Origin of the sequence: Superficieibacter sp. 1612_C1 (assembly GCF_015234305.1) — a bacterium.
Lineage (GTDB): Bacteria > Pseudomonadota > Gammaproteobacteria > Enterobacterales > Enterobacteriaceae > Superficieibacter.
Genome location: NZ_JADGMI010000009.1, coordinates 21,191 through 43,396, shown reverse-complemented (window position 1 = coordinate 43,396; position 22,206 = coordinate 21,191). Strand labels below are relative to the sequence as shown.

General features: G+C 55.5%; 20 protein-coding genes and 1 pseudogene. 17 read left to right on the top strand and 4 right to left on the bottom strand.

Annotation, left to right across the window (positions count from 1 at the left end):
- The 6 genes from INT84_RS23060 (at position 1) to rhtC (ending at position 6,207) form a co-directional block, all read left to right on the top strand.
- A complete protein-coding gene (locus INT84_RS23060; protein ID WP_194208636.1) occupies positions 1–1,284 on the top strand; it encodes an ABC transporter permease in 1,284 nt (427 codons plus the stop codon).
- Positions 1,274–2,404 carry an FtsX-like permease family protein gene (locus INT84_RS23055; protein WP_194208635.1) on the top strand — a complete coding sequence of 377 codons (1,131 nt, stop codon included), beginning with the start codon at positions 1,274–1,276 and terminating at the stop codon, positions 2,402–2,404. Before INT84_RS23060 ends, INT84_RS23055 begins: the two co-directional genes overlap by 11 nt.
- Positions 2,405–2,408: 4 nt before the next feature.
- A complete protein-coding gene (locus INT84_RS23050) occupies positions 2,409–3,104 on the top strand; it encodes an ABC transporter ATP-binding protein (protein ID WP_194208634.1) in 696 nt (231 codons plus the stop codon).
- On the top strand, positions 3,091–3,576 hold the full coding sequence (locus tag INT84_RS23045; protein WP_194208633.1) for a TlpA disulfide reductase family protein: 486 nt from the start codon (positions 3,091–3,093) through the stop codon (positions 3,574–3,576). Before INT84_RS23050 ends, INT84_RS23045 begins: the two co-directional genes overlap by 14 nt.
- Positions 3,577–3,698: 122 nt before the next feature.
- Positions 3,699–5,525: an ATP-dependent DNA helicase RecQ gene (recQ, locus tag INT84_RS23040; protein WP_194208632.1), complete on the top strand. Its 1,827-nt coding sequence runs from the start codon at positions 3,699–3,701 to the stop codon at positions 5,523–5,525.
- A gap of 61 nt (positions 5,526–5,586) precedes the next feature.
- Positions 5,587–6,207 carry a threonine export protein RhtC gene (gene rhtC / locus INT84_RS23035; protein ID WP_194208631.1) on the top strand — a complete coding sequence of 207 codons (621 nt, stop codon included), beginning with the start codon at positions 5,587–5,589 and terminating at the stop codon, positions 6,205–6,207.
- Between the two features lie 37 nt (positions 6,208–6,244).
- Here rhtC and INT84_RS23030 read toward each other — a convergent pair.
- Positions 6,245–6,841 (bottom strand): annotated as a pseudogene (locus INT84_RS23030) (Rpn family recombination-promoting nuclease/putative transposase); the annotation flags it as partial.
- Positions 6,842–6,934: 93 nt separating this feature from the next.
- A complete protein-coding gene (gene rhtB, locus INT84_RS23025; protein WP_194208630.1) occupies positions 6,935–7,555 on the bottom strand; it encodes a homoserine/homoserine lactone efflux protein in 621 nt (206 codons plus the stop codon).
- Positions 7,556–7,664: 109 nt separating this feature from the next.
- On the opposite strand from rhtB, the gene pldB reads away from it, so the two are divergent.
- From pldB to INT84_RS23010, 3 genes are all read left to right on the top strand, one after another.
- Positions 7,665–8,657: a lysophospholipase L2 gene (pldB, locus tag INT84_RS23020; protein ID WP_194208629.1), complete on the top strand. Its 993-nt coding sequence runs from the start codon at positions 7,665–7,667 to the stop codon at positions 8,655–8,657.
- A gap of 34 nt (positions 8,658–8,691) precedes the next feature.
- Positions 8,692–9,492 (top strand): sugar/pyridoxal phosphate phosphatase YigL, encoded by an 801-nt coding sequence (yigL, locus tag INT84_RS23015; protein ID WP_194208628.1) that lies wholly within the window; start codon positions 8,692–8,694, stop codon positions 9,490–9,492.
- Between the two features lie 71 nt (positions 9,493–9,563).
- A complete protein-coding gene (locus INT84_RS23010; protein ID WP_194208627.1) occupies positions 9,564–10,463 on the top strand; it encodes a carboxylate/amino acid/amine transporter in 900 nt (299 codons plus the stop codon).
- Here the strand turns inward: INT84_RS23010 and metR are convergent.
- Positions 10,351–11,304: an HTH-type transcriptional regulator MetR gene (metR, locus tag INT84_RS23005; protein ID WP_194208626.1), complete on the bottom strand. Its 954-nt coding sequence runs from the start codon at positions 11,302–11,304 to the stop codon at positions 10,351–10,353. The genes INT84_RS23010 and metR overlap by 113 nt on opposite strands.
- Before the next feature lie 115 nt (positions 11,305–11,419).
- Here metR and metE point away from each other — a divergent pair, with 115 nt between their 5' ends.
- Positions 11,420–13,681 (top strand): 5-methyltetrahydropteroyltriglutamate--homocysteine S-methyltransferase, encoded by a 2,262-nt coding sequence (gene metE / locus INT84_RS23000; RefSeq protein WP_194208625.1) that lies wholly within the window; start codon positions 11,420–11,422, stop codon positions 13,679–13,681.
- A 137-nt stretch (positions 13,682–13,818) separates the two neighbouring features.
- Positions 13,819–15,117, top strand: a complete 1,299-nt coding sequence (locus tag INT84_RS22995) for an anaerobic sulfatase maturase (RefSeq protein WP_194208624.1) — start codon at positions 13,819–13,821, stop codon at positions 15,115–15,117.
- 109 nt (positions 15,118–15,226) lie between these two features.
- On the opposite strand, the gene INT84_RS22990 is transcribed toward INT84_RS22995, so the two are convergent.
- Positions 15,227–16,042: a dienelactone hydrolase family protein gene (locus tag INT84_RS22990; protein WP_194208623.1), complete on the bottom strand. Its 816-nt coding sequence runs from the start codon at positions 16,040–16,042 to the stop codon at positions 15,227–15,229.
- Positions 16,043–16,296: 254 nt separating this feature from the next.
- On the opposite strand from INT84_RS22990, the gene udp reads away from it, so the two are divergent.
- The 6 genes from udp (at position 16,297) to tatA (ending at position 22,204) form a co-directional block, all read left to right on the top strand.
- Positions 16,297–17,058: a uridine phosphorylase gene (gene udp, locus INT84_RS22985; RefSeq protein ID WP_176917609.1), complete on the top strand. Its 762-nt coding sequence runs from the start codon at positions 16,297–16,299 to the stop codon at positions 17,056–17,058.
- A gap of 284 nt (positions 17,059–17,342) precedes the next feature.
- Entirely contained in the window at positions 17,343–18,776 is a 1,434-nt protein-coding gene (gene rmuC, locus INT84_RS22980; protein WP_194208622.1) for a DNA recombination protein RmuC, read from the top strand.
- Between the two features lie 66 nt (positions 18,777–18,842).
- Complete coding sequence (ubiE, locus tag INT84_RS22975; protein ID WP_194208621.1) at positions 18,843–19,598, top strand: bifunctional demethylmenaquinone methyltransferase/2-methoxy-6-polyprenyl-1,4-benzoquinol methylase UbiE; 756 nt, start codon at positions 18,843–18,845, stop codon at positions 19,596–19,598.
- Between the two features lie 12 nt (positions 19,599–19,610).
- A complete protein-coding gene (locus INT84_RS22970) occupies positions 19,611–20,216 on the top strand; it encodes an SCP2 domain-containing protein (protein WP_194208620.1) in 606 nt (201 codons plus the stop codon).
- Positions 20,213–21,853 carry a ubiquinone biosynthesis regulatory protein kinase UbiB gene (ubiB, locus tag INT84_RS22965; protein WP_176917613.1) on the top strand — a complete coding sequence of 547 codons (1,641 nt, stop codon included), beginning with the start codon at positions 20,213–20,215 and terminating at the stop codon, positions 21,851–21,853. Before INT84_RS22970 ends, ubiB begins: the two co-directional genes overlap by 4 nt.
- 96 nt (positions 21,854–21,949) lie before the next feature.
- Positions 21,950–22,204, top strand: coding sequence for a Sec-independent protein translocase subunit TatA (gene tatA, locus INT84_RS22960; RefSeq protein WP_194208619.1), 255 nt, complete (start codon positions 21,950–21,952; stop codon positions 22,202–22,204).
- Positions 22,205–22,206 lie beyond the last annotated feature (2 nt).

The window sequence follows — 22,206 nt, the reverse complement described above, 5'->3', positions numbered from 1 at the left end:
ATGCTATGGCGAATGCTACGACAGTCGTGGGGCCGCAATGTACGGCGCAAGGGGCTGGCGATCCTGACCGTGTTCCTGGCGTCCAGCCTGATTTCCGCACTGCTGGCGGTGTCGATTGATATCGGCGATAAGATGTCGCGCGAGCTGAAATCTTACGGCGCAAACATCCTGATTGAACCTGCCGGACAGGCCGCGTTGCCCGCCCTGTTCAGCGAAAAAAGCAGCCCGCTTTCCGGACAGGATTTTCTCGACGAAGCGGAACTACCAAATATTAAAGATATTTTCTGGCGTAATAACATTGTCGGCTTTGCGCCTGCGCTGGGCGGCGATGTGACGGTGAATCATCAGGATGTGCGCATTCTGGGCACCTTTTTCAGTCAGCCGGTCGATATCCCGGATGAAGAGGGATATCAAACCGGACAGCGTACCGTCAGCCCTTTCTGGCAGGTCGTCGGCGAATGGCCGCAGGAGCCCGCGGGTGAGGTGCCGCAAACCTTAGTCGGACACGCGCTGGCGAAGCGATACGGCTGGAAGGTGGGTGATACGCTGACGGTGCAGGCAGAAGCGCGTTCTCAGCAGGTCGTTGTTAGCGGAATTTTGTCCAGCGGCGGCGAGGAAGATAACCAGCTGGTAATGCCGTTGCATGTCGTGCAAACCCTGCTGGGGCTGCCGGGTAAGGTGCAGACCATACGCGTTTCGGCCCTGACGGTCCCAGAGAATGAGTTGTCCCGCCGGGCGCGGGAAAACCTCGAAGCGCTTAACGCCGAAGAGTACGACCTCTGGTACTGCACGGCCTATGTTTCCTCAATTGCTCATCAACTGGAAGAGGCGATCTCCGGGGCGGAAGTACGTCCGGTCTGGCAGGTTGCCGCCTCTGAAGGGGTGGTTATCGACAAAATCCAGCTGCTGATGGCGGTGGTGACGCTGGCTGCGCTGGCGGCCGCCGCGATGGGCATTGCCTCGTTAATGACCAGCACCATCATGGAGCGCGCGCGGGAAATCGGCCTGATGAAGGCGCTCGGCGCGCGACAGTGGCAAATCCTGCTGCTGTTCTATCTGGAAGCCGCCTCAAGCGGGCTGGCAGGCGGTGCGCTGGGATGTATCGCCGGATGGGGGCTGGCAAAAGCGATTGGCCTGATGCTGTTTGATGCGCCGCTCAATTTTGCATGGATCGTTGTCCCCTGCGTACTGGTGATTGCGGTACTGATCGCGCTATTGGGCACGTGGTTCCCGGCGCGCCGCATTGCCCGTCTTTACCCGGTGGAGGTACTGTATGGCCGCTAAGCGCGACATGCTCTGGTTACTGGTCTGGCGGGCGCTACGCCTGCGGCTTCAGCGCGTTAGCGTGGTCTTTGCCGCGCTGATGGTCGGAGCCACCATCGTCACCGCGCTTTCCGCCGTCTGGTTTGATATCAATACCAAAATGAGTGAAGAGCTGCGCACTTTCGGGGCCAATTTCTATATTGGTCCCGGCCACGGTTCCAGTATGCCGCAGGCGGAACTCCAGACCATTCTTGACCAGGCACCCAAAGGTCTGATTTATGGTGCCAGCCCCTGGCTGTACGGCATGGCGCGTACCGAGCTGGAAAAGGTGGTGATCGTCGGCGTGTGGTTTGAATCATTGCAAAAACTGGCTCCTTACTGGCAGGTGACCGGCGACTGGATCAACGTCAGCTTTGACGATCGCAACGCGATGGTTGGCGTGAAGCTGGCGGAGCGGCTGAATGTTAAACCGGGTGATAGCATCACCCTGGTCGATCATAACGCGCGGAAAAAGCTGATGGTCAAAGGGATCGTGGAGTCCGGCGATGCAACCGATAATATGCTTATCGTCAGCCTTGATGTGGCTCAGGCGTGGCTACGTCAGCCGGGTAAAATCAGCCACGGGCTGCTGAGCGTCAGTAATGACGTGGGTCAGGTGGAGAGCTACGCCCGGCGTTTGCAGCAGCAATTCCCCGACCTGGAGATCCGCCCGGTGCGCAAAGTCTCCGCGTCGGAAGGGCAGGTGCTGGACAAAATCAAAGGGCTGATGGGACTCGTTTCGCTGGTCATTCTTGCGCTCTCATCGCTGTGCGTGAACACCACTCTGATGGCTATCGTCGGGGAGCGTTCGCGTGAGTTTGCGCTGCAAAAAGCGTTGGGTTCGGGTAACGGCGATATCATCCGTCAGATGCTGCTGGAGACTGGCATTATCGCCCTGGCGGCGGTAGTGGCGGGCTGGATCCTGGGTTATCTGCTGGCGCAACTGCTGGGGCTGACGGTATTCAACGCCGCCATCTCGCTGCGCCTGCCGGTGCTGCCCATCACCCTGATCCTGTCTTTACTGGTCGCGGCGCTCGCGGCCATTGTGCCGGTGCGGCGTGCAGTCAGCGTCGAACCGGCGAAAGTGCTTAAAGGAGAGTAGTCCCATGACCGTCATGCATATGCCTCAGGTGGCGATTGAAACGCGCCATTTGTATAAGCGGTTCGGCGATGTGGTTGCGCTGGATGATATTAATCTGCGTATCGCGCGTGGTGAGTTTGTGGCGATTATGGGCGCGTCAGGCTCCGGTAAAACCACGCTGATGAATATTCTGACCTGTCTTGATACCGCCAGCGAAGGCCAGGTGATCCTTGATGGAACCGACGCGGCGGCGCTGGACGAAGAAGGGCGTCGACGTTTTCGCGCCGAAAAAATCGGCCTGGTGTTTCAGCAGTTTCATCTTATTCCGTTCCTGACGGCGCTGGAAAACATCATGCTGGCGCAGCACTATCACAGCGTGGTGGACGAAGCCGCCGCGCGTTCTGTGCTGGCGCAGGTGGGGCTGGAACATCGAATGACGCATCTCCCCAGTCAGCTTTCCGGCGGCGAACAGCAGCGAGTATGTATCGCCAGAGCGCTGGTGAATGAACCGCCGGTGATTTTTGCTGATGAACCGACCGGCAACCTGGATGAAGAGAACGAGCAGCGGGTGCTGGACTTACTGAAGGATTTGCACCGACAGGGGCGCACCATTGTGATGGTGACGCACAACCCGGCGCTGGGACAATTTGCCGATCGCATCCTGCGTCTGCAACACGGTAAGTATCTGGGCGAGGAGAAGAATCAACATGCGCTGGCTTAAGATTTTCTTGCTAATGACGCTGGTAAGCCTTAGCGGCTGTAAAGAGGAAAAACTGGCGTTGGGTGAAACCGCTCCTGCGCTGGCGGCCTTTGATCTGCAAGGTAATGAAGCCAGCCTTGAACGCTGGCAGGGCAAAGGCATTTACCTGAATTTCTGGTCCTCCGGCTGCGGCGGTTGCCTGGCGGAAATGGACACGCTCCAGGCGCTGAGCCAGCAATGGAAAGACAATGTCGTTGTGGTGGCCGTCAATACCGATCCGGACTCGTTGAGCGTTGAGTCGCTGCTGGCCAAACACCATATCAGCTACCCGGTACTGCGCGATCAGCTGAAAATCACCCAGGAACGCTATGAGGTGATCGGCACGCCGACGTCAGTATTGATTGATGCCCAGGGAAAGGTGGTGGACCTGCATCAGGGCGTGCGCACGCCGGCGGCATTACAGGACGCTTTTGTGCGTCTGGCGAAACATTGATTTTACTGATGAATTTGCATAAAACTGGAAGCAGCCTCGAATGATTTCATGTCAGGCATTGCAGTTTCCTTCTCAGGCGCTGAAAATAGCGCCTGTTTTTATTTTGGGCGGTTGGAGTCAATGTGGCGCAGGCGGAAGTATTGAATCAGGAGTCGCTGGCTAAACAGGTTTTGCGGGAAACCTTCGGCTATCAGCAGTTTCGCCCCGGCCAGGAAGACATTATTCATACGGTGCTGGAGGGACGCGACTGTCTGGTCGTGATGCCTACCGGCGGCGGTAAATCGTTGTGTTATCAAATCCCTGCGCTTTTGCTTGATGGTCTGACCGTGGTGGTTTCACCGCTGATCTCGCTGATGAAAGATCAGGTCGATCAGCTGCTGGCAAACGGCGTGGCGGCTGCCTGTCTGAACTCAACGCAGACGCGGGAACAGCAGCAACAGGTCATGGCTGGCTGTCGCAACGGCGAAATTCGTCTGCTCTATATCGCGCCAGAACGACTGATGCTGGACAACTTCCTTGACCATCTTGCGCACTGGAATCCGGTGCTGCTGGCGGTGGATGAAGCGCACTGTATATCCCAGTGGGGCCATGACTTCCGCCCGGAATACGCCCTGCTGGGCCATTTACGCCAGCGCTTCCCCGCGCTGCCGTTTATGGCGCTCACCGCCACGGCGGACGACACCACCCGGCTGGATATCGTCAGGCTGCTGGGGCTTAACGATCCGCTGATTCAGATCAGCAGCTTCGACCGGCCGAATATCCGTTATATGCTGATGGAGAAGTTTAAGCCTCTGGATCAACTGCTGCGTTACGTGCAGGAGCAGCGCGGTAAATGCGGCATTATTTACTGTAACAGTCGTGCGAAGGTGGAAGACACCGCCGCGCGGCTACAAAGCCGGGGCTTCAGCGCCGCCGCCTATCATGCGGGGCTGGAAAATAGCGTGCGCGCCGCGGTGCAGGAAAAGTTCCAGCGCGACGATTTGCAAATCGTGGTGGCGACGGTGGCGTTTGGTATGGGTATCAACAAACCTAACGTGCGTTTTGTGGTGCATTTCGACATTCCTCGCAATATCGAATCCTACTATCAGGAAACGGGGCGTGCCGGGCGTGACGGACTTCCTGCGGAAGCGATGCTGTTTTACGATCCGGCGGATATGGCCTGGCTGCGCCGCTGCCTGGAAGAAAAACCGGCCGGACAGCTCCAGGATATTGAGCGCCACAAGCTTAATGCGATGGGCGCTTTTGCCGAAGCGCAAACCTGCCGCCGTCTGGTGCTGCTCAACTATTTTGGCGAAGGGCGGCAGGCCTCATGCGGCAACTGCGATATTTGTCTTGACCCGCCAAAACAGTATGACGGTTCTAATGATGCGCAAATTGCCCTGTCGACTATTGGCCGCGTCAACCAGCGCTTCGGGATGGGCTACGTGGTGGAAGTCATCCGTGGCGCAAACAACCAGCGTATCCGCGAATTTGGTCACGATAAACTTAAAGTCTATGGCATGGGGCGGGATAAGAGCCATGAGCATTGGGTAAGCGTGATCCGCCAGCTTATTCACCTCGGCATGGTGACGCAAAATATCGCTCAGCACTCCGCGTTACAGCTCACAGACGCTGCGCGCCCGATATTGCGCGGCGAACCGTTAATGCTGGCCGTACCGCGCGTTGTCGCGCTGAAGCCACGCGTAATGCAAAAAGCCGCGGTCGGGAATTACGATCGCAAGTTGTTTGCCAAACTGCGCAAGCTGCGTAAAGCCATTGCTGACGAAAGCAATATTCCGCCGTACGTTGTCTTTAACGATGCCACGCTTATCGAGATGGCCGAACAGATGCCGGTTTCCGCCAGCGAGATGCTGAGCGTCAACGGCGTCGGCGTGCGTAAGCTGGAACGTTTTGGTAAAGAATTTATGGCGTTAATTCGCTCGCACGTGGATGGCGACGATGATGAGTAGTCAGCCGACGCAAAAAGTGCCAGGATGATGACTCATTGAACTATTTTCCCGCGAGTTAATCATGTTGATGCTATTTCTCACCGTGGCTTTTGTGCATTTTATTGCCCTGATGAGCCCCGGTCCGGATTTCTTCTTTGTTTCCCAGACTGCTGTCAGCCGTTCCCGTAAAGAAGCCATGATGGGCGTGCTTGGCATTACCTGCGGCGTCATGGTCTGGGCAGGCGTTGCGCTGCTGGGCCTGCATCTGATCCTCGAAAAAATGGCCTGGCTGCACAATATTATTATGATTGGTGGCGGGCTTTATCTGTGCTGGATGGGCTACCAGATGCTGCGCGGCGCGCTGAAAAAAGAGGCTGCCGATGCGCCTGCGCCGAAAGTGGAACTGGCGGCTGGTGGGCGCAGTTTCCTGAAGGGGTTAATGACCAACCTCGCTAATCCAAAAGCCATTATTTACTTCGGCTCCGTTTTCTCACTGTTTGTCAGTGACAGCGTGGGTACGCCGGAGCGTTGGGGCATTTTTGTGCTGATCGCCATTGAAACCCTGGCGTGGTTTACGGTGGTTGCCAGTCTGTTTGCGCTGCCGGCAATGCGTCGCGGCTATCAGCGTCTGGCGAAATGGATTGATGGTTTTGCGGGCGTGCTGTTTGCAGGCTTCGGCATTCACCTGATTATTTCACGCTAAGCACCGGCCCACCCGGTGTGCATCGGGTGGGGTATTTTTACTGTTCGAGCTGTTGTAACTCGTCTTTTGACAGGCCGGTGATTTCCATAATTGCCTGACTATCGAAACCACGCTGCAACATTTTTTGCGCGATTTCCAGTAAGGCGTTGAATTTACCTTTCTGAATGCCTCTCTGAAGCAACTCCTCTGCCATCGTCATCAGTGTCTCTCCATGTTTTGGCACCCGCTGTGCCAGTTCATATAATAATGGCTCAATACTCTGCGCGTCTCCTGCGCGTATCATATAGTTTACCAGCCCCACTATTTGTTGTCTGCTCATCTGCTCCATCATTAACAGGGCTGCAAGCTGGTCCAGCAGTCGGGCCATATCACGCTGACGAATATGCTTTTGCACCAGCGTCAATGCTGCCATGCTGCGATGATGCATGATTTGTTCATCAGGTATAACCGTTATATCGACCAGGGGAAACGCATTGCCGTACAACTGGCGGGCACGGTGCGGATCGTGAAAATCATCCAGCCAGTTCATTGAGTATGGGTAAGGGGTGCGTTCTCCCTGATAAAATAAAATGGGAATAACCAGCGGCAATAGGGTGTAACCGGCCTCAAGATGACGTTGCATTACCGCGATGGCCACGCTGTTAAAAAACCAATTTCATCCTTTGCGTAGCGCCCCGGAAAGCAAAATGATTCCCTGCAACCGGTGACGTAAACATGCGAGCTACCTTCAGGCATGCCTTGCCGACGCCAGTAGCGCCCCCACCAGCATAAACAGCGAGCCAAATACCCGGTTTAACGCTTTCATCTGCTTTGGCCCTTTAATCCAGGCGGCAATTCGCTGCGCCAGCGTGGCGTAGCCGATCATCACGACGATGTCGACCACGATAGTCGTCACGCCGAGAATGACGTACTGTGCAATTTGCGGCTGCGTGGGCAGGATAAACTGCGGAAACAGCGCGGCGAGAAAGACAATGCTCTTGGGGTTGGTCAGATTAACGAACACCGCGCGTTTAAACAGCCGCCCGCGTGATTGCGTTTGCGCCAGAGTATTGAGATCCAGCGCCCCGGCAGCGCGCCACTGTTGAATGCCAAGCCAGATAAGGTACGCCGCACCCGCCCATTTCAGGATTTCAAACGCCAGCAGCGAGCGTGAAAACAACGTGCCCAGCCCTACGCCGACCAGCACAATATGGATCCCCAGCCCGGTTTGCAGACCGGCAATGGAGGCTGCTGCGCCACGATAGCCGTAGCTGATGGCCGTGGTCATCGTATTGATTGCACCTGAGCCGGGCGAGAGGCTGAGGATAATAGATGTCAGCAGATAAGCGAACCACCACTCGAAGGTCATGAGAAATTCCCTGATTGTTTATTTTTATGCCACAATACCCTGGTGTTGTAGCCTTGTGCGATAAGTCACAAAAAAATGATTTTACACGGTGAGCGGGGGTGGAAACCCGATGTTTCGGCAAAAAAGGAACTGGGAAACAAGAGAAAACGCGTTTGCGGCTTTTTCTATGGGGCCGCTAACCGATTTCTGGCGTCAGCGGGAAGAGGCGGAATTTACGGGCGTAGATAACGTTCCGGTCCGTTTTGTGCGTTTTCATGCGCCGGAAAACGATCGCGTCATCGTAGTCTGTCCGGGTCGCATTGAAAGCTACGTAAAATATGCCGAACTGGCGTATGACCTGTTCCATATGGGGTTTGATGTATTAATCATCGACCATCGTGGGCAGGGGCGTTCGGGACGTCTTTTGTCCGATACGCATCGCGGCCACGTGGTTAACTTTAGCGATTACGTGGATGATTTCGCGGCGTTCTGGGAACAGGAAGTGCAGCCGGGACCGTGGCGTAAGCGTTATATTCTGGCGCACTCCATGGGCGGGACTATCGCCACGTTGTTTTTACAGCGCACCCCCGGTGCCTGCGACGCCATCGCGCTCTGTGCGCCGATGTTCGGCATTATTATTCATCTTCCGGACTGGATGGTGCGGCAGATCCTCGACTGGGCTGAGGGCCATCAGCGTTTTCGGGAGAGCTACGCGCTGGGAACGGGGCGCTGGCACGCGTTGCCGTTTAGCGTCAACGTTCTGACCCACAGCCGCGCACGCTACCGTCGTAATCTGCGCTTTTATGCCGATGAACCAAAACTGCGCGTGGGCGGACCGACGCATCACTGGGTGCGGGAGGGCATCCTGGCTGGTGAACAGGTGCTGGCGGGCGCAGGCGACGACGCCACGCCCATGCTGTTGCTTCAGGCGGAAGAGGAGCGCGTTGTCGATAACCGCGTTCACGACCGCTACTGTGAAATTCGCGCCGCAGCGGGCCATCCTTGCGAAGGGGGTCAGCCGCTTGTCATAGAAGGCGCTTATCATGAGATCCTTTTTGAAAAGGACGCCATGCGCTCAGTCGCGCTAAATGCCATCGTCGACTTTTTCGATCGACACCATTGATTATTGCTTTACTGACCAGAGGTTGAATTTTCTTATGTATCAGGTTGTTGCATCCGATCTGGATGGTACACTACTCTCTCCTGACCACCGTTTATCCCCGTTTGCCAAAGAGACGCTTAAGCTGCTGACCGCGCGCGGAATTAACTTCGTCTTTGCTACCGGTCGTCATCATATTGACGTTGGTCAAATCCGCGATGCCCTTGAAATCAAAGCCTACATGATCACCTCGAACGGTGCCCGGGTGCACGATACCGATGGCAATCTGGTGTTTACGCATAATCTGGACAGCGATATTGCCGCCGACCTGTTTGGCGTGGTGCATACCAGCCCGGATATTATCACCAACGTCTATCGCGACGATGAATGGTTTATGAACCGCCATCGTCCCGAAGAGATGCGTTTCTTCAAAGAGGCGATCTTTAACTATTCGCTGTATGAGCCGGGACTGCTGGATCCGCAGGGGATCAGCAAGGTGTTTTTCACCAGCCCAAATCATGAAAAATTGCTGCCGCTTGAACAAGCGATCAACGCCCGCTGGGGCGATCGCGTTAACGTGAGCTTCTCCACGCTGACCTGTCTGGAAGTGATGGCGGGCGGCGTGTCGAAAGGGCATGCGCTTGAAGCGGTGTCTGCGGCGATGGGCTACGGTTTACAGGATTGTATCGCTTTCGGTGACGGCATGAACGATGCGGAAATGCTGTCGATGGCAGGCAAAGGCTGCATTATGGCGAATGCCCATCAGCGTCTGAAAGATATGTATCCGGCGCTGGAGGTGATTGGCACCAATGCCGATAACGCTGTACCGAATTACCTGCGTAAGTTGTATCTTGATTGATGTTTTATTGACCAGATGTCAACCGTGCTCTCCGCTACAATGAGTGCTCTTCAACTTAAGAGACATTCATTGTGGCGCTTCTTATCATCACCACTATCCTGTGGGCTTTCGCCTTCAGCCTGTTTGGCGAGTACCTTGCCGGGCACGTAGACAGCTATTTTGCGGTGCTGGTGCGTGTCGGACTGGCGGCGCTGGTTTTCCTGCCGTTTTTACGCACGCGCGGGCACAGCCTGAAAACCCTCGGGTTATATATGCTGGTCGGGGCCATGCAGCTTGGCATTATGTATATGCTGAGTTTCCGCGCTTATCTTTATCTCACCGTCTCTGAACTGCTGCTGTTTACCGTCCTGACACCGCTGTATATCACGTTAATTTACGATCTGATGAGTAAACGCCCGTTGCGATGGGGATACGCATTCAGCGCGCTGCTGGCGGTCATTGGCGCGGGTATTATTCGTTATAATCAGGTCACCGATCATTTCTGGACCGGGCTGGTGCTGGTGCAGCTTTCCAATATCAGCTTTGCGATTGGCATGGTGGGCTATAAGCGCCTGATGGAAACGCGTCCGATGCCGCAGCATAATGCGTTTGCCTGGTTCTATATCGGGGCGTTTTTAGTGGCGGTAGTGGGCTGGTCCGTACTGGGGAATGCGCAGAAGATGCCGGAAACCACGCTTCAGTGGAGCATCCTTGTGTTTCTGGGGGTGGCAGCTTCAGGGATTGGCTACTTTATGTGGAACGTTGGCGCGACGCAGGTCGATGCCGGCACGCTCGGTATTATGAATAATATGCACGTGCCCGCGGGGCTGCTGGTGAATCTGGCGATCTGGCACCAACAACCTCACTGGCCAACGTTTATCACGGGTGCGGCGGTGATCCTGGCGTCGCTGTGGGTCCATCGCCAGTGGGTCGCTCCGCGCTCCGTACAAACGGCAGGTGATCGCAGGCGTGATTCCGCGTCGAGCGAATAAACGCCTCAACCACTGGCTGACGCTGTTCGCCGTCGCGCACGGCGGCGTACAGTCGGCTCCATAATCCCTCACCCAGGGTTTTGGTTATCACCAGGCCCTGACGTTCAAAACTCTCCACCACCCAGTGCGGCAGCGCGGCAATCCCCATCCGGGCCGCTACCATCTGGATCAGCAGCAGGGTGTTATCCACGCTTTTGAACTGTGGATTAATGCCTGCCGGTTGCAGAAAGTGACGCCAGACGTCCAGTCGGCTGCGCTGTACCGGGTAGATCAGCAGCGTTTCGCTGGCCAGATCGTCTGGCGTGATACGAGCCTTCGCCGCCAGCGGATGATCCGGAGCCAGCACCAGCCGCACCTCAAAATCAAACATTGGCGAGTAGTGCAGACCGCTACGCGGCAGAATATCCGACGTCATCACCAGATCCAGCTCGCTTTGTTGAAGCGCGGGCTGCGGATCGAAGGTCACGCCAGATTTAAAATCCATCTCAACCTGCGGCCATTTCACGCGGAAATTCTCAAGCGCCGGGGTCAGCCACTGAATGCAGCTGTGGCACTCAATCGCAATGCGCAGCGTGGTCTGCTGCGGTTCATTACAGGCCTGTAGCGCCCGGCTGATCTGCGGCAGCACCTGGTTTGCCAGCTGGAGCAGCACTTCTCCCTGCGGCGTAAAGCGCAGCGGCTGACTTTTGCGAACAAATAGCCGAAAGCCAAGGCGCTGTTCCAGATCGCTGAACTGGTGAGAAAGGGCGGATTGGGTCTGGTGCAGCGTTGCTGCGGCCGCCGCCAGCGAACCACTGTTCCGCAACGCCTGGAGCGTTTTCAGGTGTTTAATCTCGATCATGAAAGTCCTTCACTTCGGCATGAACAAATTGCGCTTGAGGATTATACAGTACCTTCACATTATGGATGTGTAAACATCTGGATGGCTAAATAACAAATTTCTCAAGGGGCATACAATGACAATTTTGAATCACACCCTCGGTTTTCCCCGTATTGGCCTGCGACGCGAACTGAAAAAAGCGCAGGAAAGCTACTGGGCTGGCAATAGCTCCCGTGAAGATCTGCTGGCGGTAGGCCGTGAACTGCGCGCCCGTCACTGGGATCAGCAGAAGCAGGCGGGCGTTGACCTGCTGCCGGTAGGTGATTTCGCCTGGTACGACCATGTTCTGACCACCAGCCTGCTGCTGGGCAACGTGCCGGCTCGTCATCAGAACAACGACGGCTCGGTCGATATCGATACCCTGTTCCGCATTGGCCGTGGTCGTGCGCCGACCGGCGAACCTGCGGCGGCAGCGGAAATGACTAAATGGTTTAATACCAACTATCACTACATGGTACCGGAGTTCGTCAAAGGCCAGCAGTTTAAACTGACCTGGACGCAGTTGCTGGAGGAAGTGGACGACGCGCTGGCACTGGGCCATAAGGTGAAGCCGGTGCTACTGGGACCGGTCACTTACCTGTGGCTGGGTAAAGTCAAAGGCGAGCCGTTCGACCGTCTGAGCCTGCTTAACGACATTCTTCCGGTCTACCAGCAGGTGCTGGCTGAACTGGCAAAACGCGGTGTTGAGTGGGTACAAATTGACGAACCGGCGCTGGTGCTGGAACTGCCGCAGGAATGGCTGAACGCGTTCAAACCGGCCTATGACGCGCTCGCGGGCCAGGTGAAGCTGTTGCTGACCACCTACTTTGAAGGCGTCACCGACAACCTTGACACCCTCATCACGCTGCCGGTCCAGGGTCTGCATGTGGATCTGGTGCATGGTAAGGATGACGTGGCAGAACTGCACAATCGTCTGCCTGCTGACTGGCTGCTGTCCGCCGGGCTGGTAAACGGGCGTAACGTCTGGCGCGCCGATCTGACGGAGAAATACGCGCAAGTTAAAGATATTGTTGGCAAACGTGCACTGTGGGTGGCATCGTCCTGCTCGCTGTTGCACAGCCCCATCGACCTGAGCGTGGAAACCCGTCTGGATGCTGAAGTGAAAAGCTGGTTTGCCTTCGCCCTGCAAAAATGCGAGGAGCTGGCCCTGCTGCGCGATGCCCTGAACAGCGGCGATACCGCTGCAATCTCCGAGTGGAGCGCGCCGATTCAGGCCCGTCGCCACTCAACGCGTGTGCATAATGCGGCGGTGGCAGAACGTCTGGCGGCCATTACCGCCCAGGACAGCCAGCGCACAAATACTTATCCGGTTCGCGCCGAAGCCCAGCGTGCACGCTTTAATCTACCTGCCTGGCCGACCACTACCATCGGTTCTTTCCCGCAGACGACTGAAATCCGCGGCCTGCGTCTGGACTTTAAAAAGGGCAATCTTGATGCGAATAACTACCGCACCGGCATTGCCGGACATATCAGGCAGGCGATTGTGGAGCAGGAGCGCCTGGGTCTCGACGTGCTGGTGCATGGCGAAGCCGAGCGTAACGATATGGTGGAATACTTTGGCGAGCACCTGGACGGCTTCATCTTTACCCAGAACGGCTGGGTACAGAGCTACGGTTCCCGCTGTGTGAAGCCGCCGGTGGTGATTGGCGATATCAGCCGCCCGGAACCGATCACCGTGGAGTGGGCGAAATACGCGCAGTCGCTGACCGACAAGCCGGTAAAAGGCATGCTGACCGGCCCGGTAACCATTCTCTGCTGGTCTTTCCCGCGTGAAGACGTGAGCCGTGAAACCATCGCTAAGCAGATTGCGCTGGCGCTGCGTGACGAAGTGGCGGACCTGGAAGCGGCTGGTATCGGCATCATTCAGATTGATGAACCGGCATTGCGCGAAGGTCTGCCGCTGAAGCGCAGCGACTGGGACGCTTACCTGCAATGGGGCGTGGAAGCCTTCCGCATCAACGCGGCGGTAGCGAAGGACGATACCCAGATCCACACTCACATGTGCTACTGCGAGTTCAACGACATCATGGACTCCATCGCCGCGTTGGATGCCGATGTGATCACTATTGAAACCTCGCGTTCCGATATGGAACTGCTGGAGTCGTTCGAAGAGTTCGACTACCCGAACGAAATCGGACCGGGCGTGTATGACATCCACTCGCCGAACGTCCCGAGCGTGGAGTGGATCGAAGCCCTGCTGAAGAAAGCGGCGCAGCGTATTCCGGCAGAACGCCTGTGGGTAAACCCGGACTGCGGCCTGAAAACCCGCGGCTGGCCGGAAACCCGCGCTGCGCTGGCGAACATGGTCAAAGCGGCGCAGAATTTGCGTCAGGAGTAAGTAACACGATTCAACGGGAGACAACGGTCTCCCTTTTTGGATCTTATGAGCGTGCTACAGGTAATGCTGGAAGCTGCTGGCGAGAGGTTATACAGTTCACGGAAGCGTTTAATTAAACGATAAGGATATAAGCGAGCATGGCTATCAACGGCTGCCACGTTATGGCAAAGCCAACGGGTTCAGTATGCAACATTGATTGCCAGTACTGTTTCTACCTTGAAAAAGAGGCGCTTTATCCGGAGCGCAACAAAAACTGGCGGATGTCGGATGAAACGCTGGAGTCCTACATACGTCAGCATATCGAGGCGCAAAGCGGTAACGAGGTGAGCTTTGCCTGGCAGGGCGGTGAGCCGACGATGATTGGACTGCCCTTTTTCCGCCGGGTGGTAGAACTGTGCGAGAAGCATGCTAACGGCAAAAAAATCAGTCATGCCCTGCAAACCAACGGCATTTTGCTCAATCCGGAATGGGCGCAGTTTTTTGCCGGGCATCATTTTCTGATTGGTCTGTCCGTCGATGGCCCCGCGCATCTGCATGATAAATATCGCGTAACGCGTTCAGGTAAAGGTACCCACGCGCAGGTGATGGCAGGCATGGCGCTGCTCAAAGAGTACAACGTTGAGTTTAATACCCTGACCGTGGTGGGCGCGCATAACGTCGGTCACGCCCGCGACGTGTACGAGTTTTTGCTGGCGGCCGGTTCCCGCTATATCCAGTTTATCCCGCTGGTGGAGCGGATGAGTACCGAAGCATCGCCGGTACTTAATCTGGTGATGCCCGGTGAGAGCGCGGCAAAGCTGGCTCCCTGGACCGTGCCCTCATGGCAGTACGGCGAGTTCCTTAATCAGATCTTTGATATCTGGGTGCGGCGCGATGTCGGAAACGTCTATGTGCAGATGTTCGATGTGGCGCTGTCGGCCTGGTGCGGCCAGCCGCCGGTGCTGTGCGTGTTTTCTGAAAACTGCGGCCATGCTTTCGCTCTGGAGTCTAACGGCGATCTCTATAACTGCGACCACTATGTCTACCCTGAGCATATGCTGGGCAATATTCATCAGAAAAGCATTAAAGAGATGAATAACAGCGAACAGGCCATTACGTTTGGTCGGGCTAAGCGGGAGACGCTGACCGCCGACTGTCGTAAGTGCGACTATCGTTTTGTTTGCCACGGCGGTTGTCCTAAACATCGTTTTGCCGTCTCGCCCTCCGGGCATCCTGGCCATAACTATCTGTGCGCAGGGTATGAACATTTCTTTCGCCACATCACGCGCAACATGAACATCATGAAGGATCTGGTCACCAACGGCTATCCGCCACAGGCGATTATGCGTGTGCTGGCACAGGAAAAAACGGTCAATGCGGGGAGTGTGAATCGTAACGATCCCTGCCCCTGCGGTAGCGGCAAAAAATATAAAAAATGCTGTGGGATGTCTGCCTGAAGGTTACGAATAACACTTTGATATTGATGGCTTTGTAGGCCGGGTAAGGCGAAGCCGCCCCCCGGCAAAACGGCGTACAAATAGCAAAACAGATTTGTTACCAACCTCATTATTCCGCTTTTTTACCCACATAGCGGGCAAACCATGCCAGCATTTTCTGCCAGCCATCTTTCGCCGAGGCCTCATGGTAGCTCGGACGATAATCCGCATTAAAGGCGTGGCCGGCTTCCGGGTAGACAATAATGTCCGCCGTCGCATTGGCGTCTTGCAGCGCCTGACGCATTCTCTCCAGGCTTTCCTGAGGAATACTGTTGTCCTGAGCACCATACAGCCCCAGCACGGGCGCACTCAGCTCGGTGGCCACATCCACAGGATGTTTCGGCGATTTTAACGTCTGATCGCCGACCACTTTGCCATACCACGCCACGGCAGCTTTAAGCTGAGGATTATGCGCGGCATACAGCCAGGCAATGCGTCCGCCCCAGCAAAAACCGGTGATGGCAAGGCGATGGGCGTCGCCGCCATTACGCGCAGCCCAGTTCGCGACATGGTCCAGATCGGCCAGCACCTGCGCATCCGGCACGTTAGCCACCAGCTCTTTTAACAGCGTGCCAACGTCATCATAAGCATTGGGATCGCCCTGACGGAAATAGAGTTCCGGGGCGACAGCCAGATAGCCTTCCAGCGCCAGCCGACGACATAAATCGCGAATATGCTCATGTACGCCGAAAATTTCCTGCACTACGATAATGACAGGCAGCGCACCTTCCGCGTCTTTTGGCCTGGCGTGATAAGCGGGCATATGCTCGCCCTGTGTCGGGATGGTGGTTTCACCGGTCGCGATAGCGTTTTCAGGCGTGCGAACGATGGTGGAAGCGTGGGGTGAGGCCGCGGGTGCGAAACCCGGCTGATTATCAGTAGTCATGGCATTCTCCGTACCCAGTATTAGCGCAGAGTTAACTATAGACCCCACGTTAACAATTCACCGTGTCAGATGCCGATTCGTAATGTCACCAGACCGACGCGTTAGGTTTATTTATGTGATCAATATCACTATTTTATGGAAATGAACTGCAATAAGTTTCTACATGAGTGACTGTGGTCACGAAATAATCCCGGTCACTTCTGTAAAGTACCTTTTTGCTTCTTCTGACAAACTGACCCACAGAGGAGTTTTTTATGTCTAAGTCTGATGTTTTTCATCTCGGCCTCACCAAAAACGATCTACAAGGGGCTACGCTGGCTATCGTCCCTGGCGATCCAGAGCGTGTGGAAAAGATCGCCGCGCTGATGGATAAGCCGGTCAAGCTGGCATCTCATCGTGAATTTACCTCCTGGCGCGCTGAACTCGACGGTAAAGCGGTTATTGTGTGTTCAACTGGTATCGGCGGTCCTTCTACGTCTATTGCCGTTGAAGAACTGGCGCAGCTCGGCATTCGTACTTTCCTGCGCGTGGGTACCACCGGCGCGATCCAGTCCCATATTAACGTTGGCGACGTTCTGGTGACCACGGCTTCCGTGCGTCTGGACGGTGCCAGCCTGCACTTCGCGCCGATGGAATATCCGGCAGTGGCTGATTTCGCCTGTACTACCGCGCTGGTGGAAGCGGCGAAAGCGGTTGGCGCGACGACCCACATTGGTGTAACCGCCTCTTCCGACACCTTCTACCCAGGCCAGGAGCGTTACGATACGCATTCAGGGCGTGTGGTAAGCCGTTTCAAAGGCTCAATGGAAGAGTGGCAGTCCATGGGCGTGATGAACTACGAAATGGAGTCAGCCACGCTGCTGACCATGTGCTCCAGCCAGGGCCTGCGTGCCGGGATGGTTGCCGGCGTGATTGTTAACCGCACCCAGCAGGAAATTCCGAATGCGGAGACCATGAAACAAACCGAGAGCCATGCGGTGAAAATTGTGGTTGAAGCCGCTCGCCGCCTCCTCTGACAAACGTTATACCGTGGAATTATGCCTGGCGGCGCTGCGCTTGCACAGGCCTACGAGTTACGAATAACTTCTTGATATTGGTGTTGTTGTAGGCCGGGTAAGGCGAAGCCGCCACCCGGCAAAACGGCTCGCACAATAGCAAAACCTGGTTTGTCATCAACCTCAAGGGCCGACATGTTCGGCCCTTTCTTTTTGCGTAACGCCTCGCAGAAAAACCTTTAAAACTGGACGTTTATACAGCAAAGCCGTATTTTGCAGGGTGAATGAGTTATGCGGGAGGGTGAATGGACAGCGCAATCATTATCAGCGTACTACTGATGCTGGCGGGGATCGTCGTCGGTTGGCTGGCGGCAAGCTACCGTGCCGCGCAGCAGCAAGCCGATATTCTTGCCGAGCAGCGGGAGGTTTTTGGCGAACTGAGCGCCGCAAAGCAGCAGCTTGCCCAGCACAGCCACTGGCGCGACGAGTGCGAACTGCTGAATAACGAGCTGCGTAGCCTGCGGGAAATCAATACCTCGCTGGAAGCCGACCTGCGCGAAGTAACGACCCGCCTTGAAGCGTCTCAGGACAAAACCCGCCAGATGGTCAACAGCGAGCAGCGGCTTAACGAGCAATTTGAAAACCTCGCCAACCGCATTTTCGAGCACAGCAACCGTCGGGTGGATGAGCAAAATCGCCAGAGCCTGCACGGCTTGCTGACGCCATTGCGCGAGCAGCTTGACGGTTTTCGCCGCCAGGTGCAGGACAGTTTTGGTCAGGAGGCACGAGAAAGGCACACTCTGGCGCATGAAATCCGTAATCTCCAGCAGCTTAATGCGCAAATGGCGCAGGAAGCCCTGAATCTCACGCGCGCCCTGAAAGGCGATAACAAAGCGCAGGGCAACTGGGGAGAAGTAGTGCTGACTCGCGTCCTGGAAGCCTCCGGGTTGCGCGAAGGCCATGAATATGAAACGCAGGTAAGCATCGAAACCGACACCCGCTCGCGGATGCAGCCGGACGTCATCGTGCGCCTGCCGCAGGGCAAAGACGTGGTCGTCGATGCCAAAATGACGCTGGTGGCCTATGAACGTTACTTCAACGCGGAAGAGGATTATACCCGCGAGGCGGCTCTCCAGGAGCATATTGCTTCGGTGCGCAATCATATTCGCCTGCTGGGGCGTAAAGATTATCAGCAGTTGCCGGGGCTGCGCAGTCTCGACTATGTGCTGATGTTTATTCCCGTTGAACCGGCATTTTTGCTGGCCCTTGATCGCCAGCCGGAGCTGATTACTGAAGCGCTGAAAAACAACATCATGCTGGTCAGCCCGACCACGTTACTGGTGGCGCTGCGCACCATTTCCAACCTGTGGCGCTACGAACATCAAAGCCGCAACGCGCAGCATATCGCCGAGCGTGCCAGTCGCCTGTACGACAAAATGCGGCTGTTCGTTGACGATATGTCGTCGGTGGGACAAAGCCTCGATAAAGCGCAGGACAACTATCGACAGGCGATGAAAAAACTGACCTCCGGGCGCGGTAATGTGCTGGCGCAGGCGGAAGCTTTTCGCGGGCTTGGCGTGGAGATCAAGCGCGAGATTAATCCGGAATTAGCCGAGCAGGCGACCGCTCAGGATGAAGAATTTCGACTACGCTCAGGAGCGGACGCCGATGACGAGCGCGGATTCTCTGCGGAAAATACCGGGATTCATGAGCTAAACTCCTTCTCTCGCGGCGGTTGAGTCATAGGGTAAACGTTCTTGATCTGTTACACTTTACGAACAATTTCTTGATAAGCAGGCCTTAAGATGGACGAGAATTCTCAGGATACGACGCATTTTGGTTTTCAGACTGTCGCCAGCGCACAGAAAGCTGACATGGTGGCACATGTATTCCATTCCGTTGCCGCAAAATACGATGTCATGAACGATCTGATGTCGTTCGGCATTCATCGCTTATGGAAGCGTTATACCATCGATTGTAGCGGTGTGCGTCGCGGGCAAACCGTGCTGGACCTGGCGGGAGGAACCGGCGATTTTACGGCAAAATTCTCCCGTTTTGTCGGCGAAACCGGCCGCGTTGTGCTGGCGGATATCAACGACTCTATGCTGAAGATGGGACGCGAAAAGCTGCGTAATCTCGGCGTCGTGGGCAACGTTGAATACGTTCAGGCCAATGCCGAAGCGCTGCCTTTCCCGGATAACACCTTTGACTGCATCACCATCTCTTTCGGCCTGCGTAATGTGACCGACAAAGAAAAAGCGCTGCGCTCCATGTATCGCGTGCTGAAACCGGGCGGACGTCTGCTGGTGCTGGAATTCTCAAAACCGATTATCGAGCCGCTAAGTAAAGCTTATGACGCTTACTCGTTCCATGTCCTGCCGCGGATCGGTCAGATGGTGGCGAACGATGCAGAAAGCTACCGTTATCTGGCTGAATCCATCCGTATGCATCCCGACCAGGAGACGCTGAAGGCGATGATGGAAGAGGCGGGGCTTGAGAACGTGAGCTATTACAACCTGACGGCAGGTATCGTCGCGCTGCATCGTGGCTATAAGTTTTAACAGGAGAGCGTAATGCCGTTTAAACCCTTAATCACTGCGGGTATCGAAAATGTCCTCAACGCGTTCCTGTGGCGTGAACGCGGTCTGAAACCTGCCCGCCAGCGTCTACAGGGAAAAGTATTACGCGTTGTGCTGCAAGAGTTCTCCTCGCCGTTGGTGCTCAGTTTCAGCGAACGTCAGATTGATGTGCTGGGTGAGTGGGAAGGTGAGGCGGACTGTACGGTGATTACCCGTCTGAACGTGCTGCCAAAACTGCGCGACCGCCAGCAGCTTACCGCGCTTATCCGCAGCGGTGAACTGGAAGTGAACGGCGATATTCAGGTGGTGCAAAATTTTGTCGCCTTGAGCGATCTGGCCGAGTTCGACCTGGCGGAGCTGCTGGCTCCGTGGACAGGCGATATTGCTGCCGAAGGCGTCAGTCGCTTTTTACGCCGCGGGGCAACCTTTCTGAATCGTAGCGTGCAGCGCCAGCAGCGCTATGTGGCTGATGCGCTGACGGAAGAGTGGCGTCTGGCACCGGGTGCGCTGGAAGTGGCGTGGTTTGCTGAAGAAGTCGCTGCCGTCGAACGTTCGGCGACGAATCTGATGACACGGCTGGAAAAACTGGAGGACAAATGACCCCAGGTGAAGTTCGCCGCCTGTATTTTATCATCCAGACATTTTTGAGCTACGGGCTCGATGAGCTGATCCCAAGAATGCGCCTTACGCTGCCGCTGAGACTCTGGCGGCGCACGCTGTTCTGGATGCCCAACCGTCACAAAGACCGGCTGTTAGGTGAACGCCTGCGCCTGGCGTTACAGGAGCTGGGGCCGGTATGGATTAAATTCGGGCAGATGCTCTCAACCCGCCGTGACCTCTTCCCGCCGCAAATCGCCGATCAACTGGCGATGTTGCAGGACAAGGTCGCGCCTTTTGACGGCGTGCTGGCTAAACAACAGATTGAAAAAGCGATGGGCGATCTGCCGGTAGAAACGTGGTTTGACGATTTCGATATCAACCCGCTGGCCTCGGCATCGATTGCTCAGGTGCATACGGCGCGGCTTAAAGAGAACGGCAAAGAGGTGGTCATCAAGGTGATCCGCCCGGATATTCTGCCGGTCATCAAAGCCGACATGAAGCTTATCCGACGGCTGGCACGTTGGGTGCCACGGTTGTTACCCGATGGTCGTCGCCTGCGCCCGATGGAAGTGGTGCGTGAGTATGAGAAGACGCTGATCGACGAGCTGGACCTGCTGCGTGAAGCGGCGAATGCTATCCAGCTGCGCCGCAATTTTGAAGATAGCCGCATGCTGTACGTGCCGGAAGTGTATTCTGACTACTGTAGCCAGAATATGCTGGTGATGGAGCGTATTTACGGCATCCCTATTTCTGACATTGCCCAGCTTGAGCAGCACGGCACCAACATGAAATTGCTGGCCGAGCGCGGCGTGCAGGTTTTCTTTACCCAGGTCTTTCGCGACAGTTTTTTCCATGCGGATATGCATCCCGGTAACATTTTTGTGAGTTACGACCATCCTGAAGATCCGCAGTATATCGGCATTGACTGCGGCATCGTCGGGTCGCTTAACAAAGAAGATAAGCGTTATCTGGCTGAGAATTTCATCGCCTTCTTTAACCGCGATTACCGTAAGGTAGCTGAGCTTCACGTGGATTCCGGCTGGGTACCGCCAGACACCAACGTGGAAGAGTTTGAGTTTGCGATCCGTACCGTTTGCGAGCCTATCTTCGAGAAGCCGCTGGCCGAAATCTCGTTTGGCCACGTGCTGTTGAACCTGTTTAACACGGCGCGCCGTTTTAATATGGAAGTTCAGCCGCAGCTTGTCCTCCTACAGAAAACGTTGCTGTATATCGAAGGGGTGGGCAGACAGCTCTATCCGCAGCTCGATTTATGGAAAACCGCGAAACCTTTCCTTGAAACGTGGATCAAAGATCAGGTGGGCATTCCTTCGCTGATCCGGGCGTGCAAAGAGAAAACGCCGTTCTGGATCGAAAAAATGCCGGAAATACCTGAACTGATTTACAACAGCCTGCGTCAGCACAAACAATTGCAACATAGTGTTGATAAAATCGCTGTGGAGCTTCAGGTCAATCACGTGCGGCAAGGACAATCCCGCTATTTGTTTGGAATGGGAGCCACGTTGATTCTCAGTGGTACGCTGCTGTTGATTAATCGGCCTGACTGGGAAATGATGCCCGCCTGGCTTATCGCTGGTGGCCTTGTGATATGGCTTATCGGCTGGCGCAAAACGCGCTAAATTTCGCATCGCGATCGCAAAAGCGCCTGGCGTATAATGCGATCTGCTTATTTATTCACACTCGTCACCTTGCGAGTTTGTCATTGAGGGTTTTGTATGGGTGGTATTAGCATCTGGCAGTTACTGATTATCGTCGTTATTGTGGTGCTGCTGTTTGGTACCAAAAAACTGAGTTCGCTGGGTTCTGATTTGGGTTCCTCGATCAAAGGCTTTAAGAAAGCCATGAGCGATGAAGATGAGAAGAAGACGCCACCGGCTCAGGATGCAGACTTCTCGACCAAAACCCTCGCGGAAAAACAGGAAGAGGCCAGGAAGGAAGAGATCAAACGCCACGACGACAAGCAGGTGTAATT

Bases quoted from the DNA above. Each gene is read 5' to 3' on its own strand.
- INT84_RS23060 (WP_194208636.1), top strand. From the start codon at position 1: ATGCTATGGCGAATGCTACGACAGTCGTGGGGCCGCAATGTACGGCGC.
- INT84_RS23055 (WP_194208635.1), top strand. From the start codon at position 1,274: ATGGCCGCTAAGCGCGACATGCTCTGGTTACTGGTCTGGCGGGCGCTA.
- INT84_RS23050 (WP_194208634.1), top strand. From the start codon at position 2,409: ATGACCGTCATGCATATGCCTCAGGTGGCGATTGAAACGCGCCATTTG.
- INT84_RS23045 (WP_194208633.1), top strand. From the start codon at position 3,091: ATGCGCTGGCTTAAGATTTTCTTGCTAATGACGCTGGTAAGCCTTAGC.
- rhtC (WP_194208631.1), top strand. From the start codon at position 5,587: ATGTTGATGCTATTTCTCACCGTGGCTTTTGTGCATTTTATTGCCCTG.
- rhtB (WP_194208630.1), bottom strand. From the start codon at position 7,555: ATGACCTTCGAGTGGTGGTTCGCTTATCTGCTGACATCTATTATCCTC.
- pldB (WP_194208629.1), top strand. From the start codon at position 7,665: ATGTTTCGGCAAAAAAGGAACTGGGAAACAAGAGAAAACGCGTTTGCG.
- yigL (WP_194208628.1), top strand. From the start codon at position 8,692: ATGTATCAGGTTGTTGCATCCGATCTGGATGGTACACTACTCTCTCCT.
- metR (WP_194208626.1), bottom strand. From the start codon at position 11,304: ATGATCGAGATTAAACACCTGAAAACGCTCCAGGCGTTGCGGAACAGT.
- metE (WP_194208625.1), top strand. From the start codon at position 11,420: ATGACAATTTTGAATCACACCCTCGGTTTTCCCCGTATTGGCCTGCGA.
- INT84_RS22995 (WP_194208624.1), top strand. From the start codon at position 13,819: ATGGCTATCAACGGCTGCCACGTTATGGCAAAGCCAACGGGTTCAGTA.
- INT84_RS22990 (WP_194208623.1), bottom strand. From the start codon at position 16,042: ATGACTACTGATAATCAGCCGGGTTTCGCACCCGCGGCCTCACCCCAC.
- udp (WP_176917609.1), top strand. From the start codon at position 16,297: ATGTCTAAGTCTGATGTTTTTCATCTCGGCCTCACCAAAAACGATCTA.
- rmuC (WP_194208622.1), top strand. From the start codon at position 17,343: ATGGACAGCGCAATCATTATCAGCGTACTACTGATGCTGGCGGGGATC.
- ubiE (WP_194208621.1), top strand. From the start codon at position 18,843: ATGGACGAGAATTCTCAGGATACGACGCATTTTGGTTTTCAGACTGTC.
- INT84_RS22970 (WP_194208620.1), top strand. From the start codon at position 19,611: ATGCCGTTTAAACCCTTAATCACTGCGGGTATCGAAAATGTCCTCAAC.
- ubiB (WP_176917613.1), top strand. From the start codon at position 20,213: ATGACCCCAGGTGAAGTTCGCCGCCTGTATTTTATCATCCAGACATTT.
- tatA (WP_194208619.1), top strand. From the start codon at position 21,950: ATGGGTGGTATTAGCATCTGGCAGTTACTGATTATCGTCGTTATTGTG.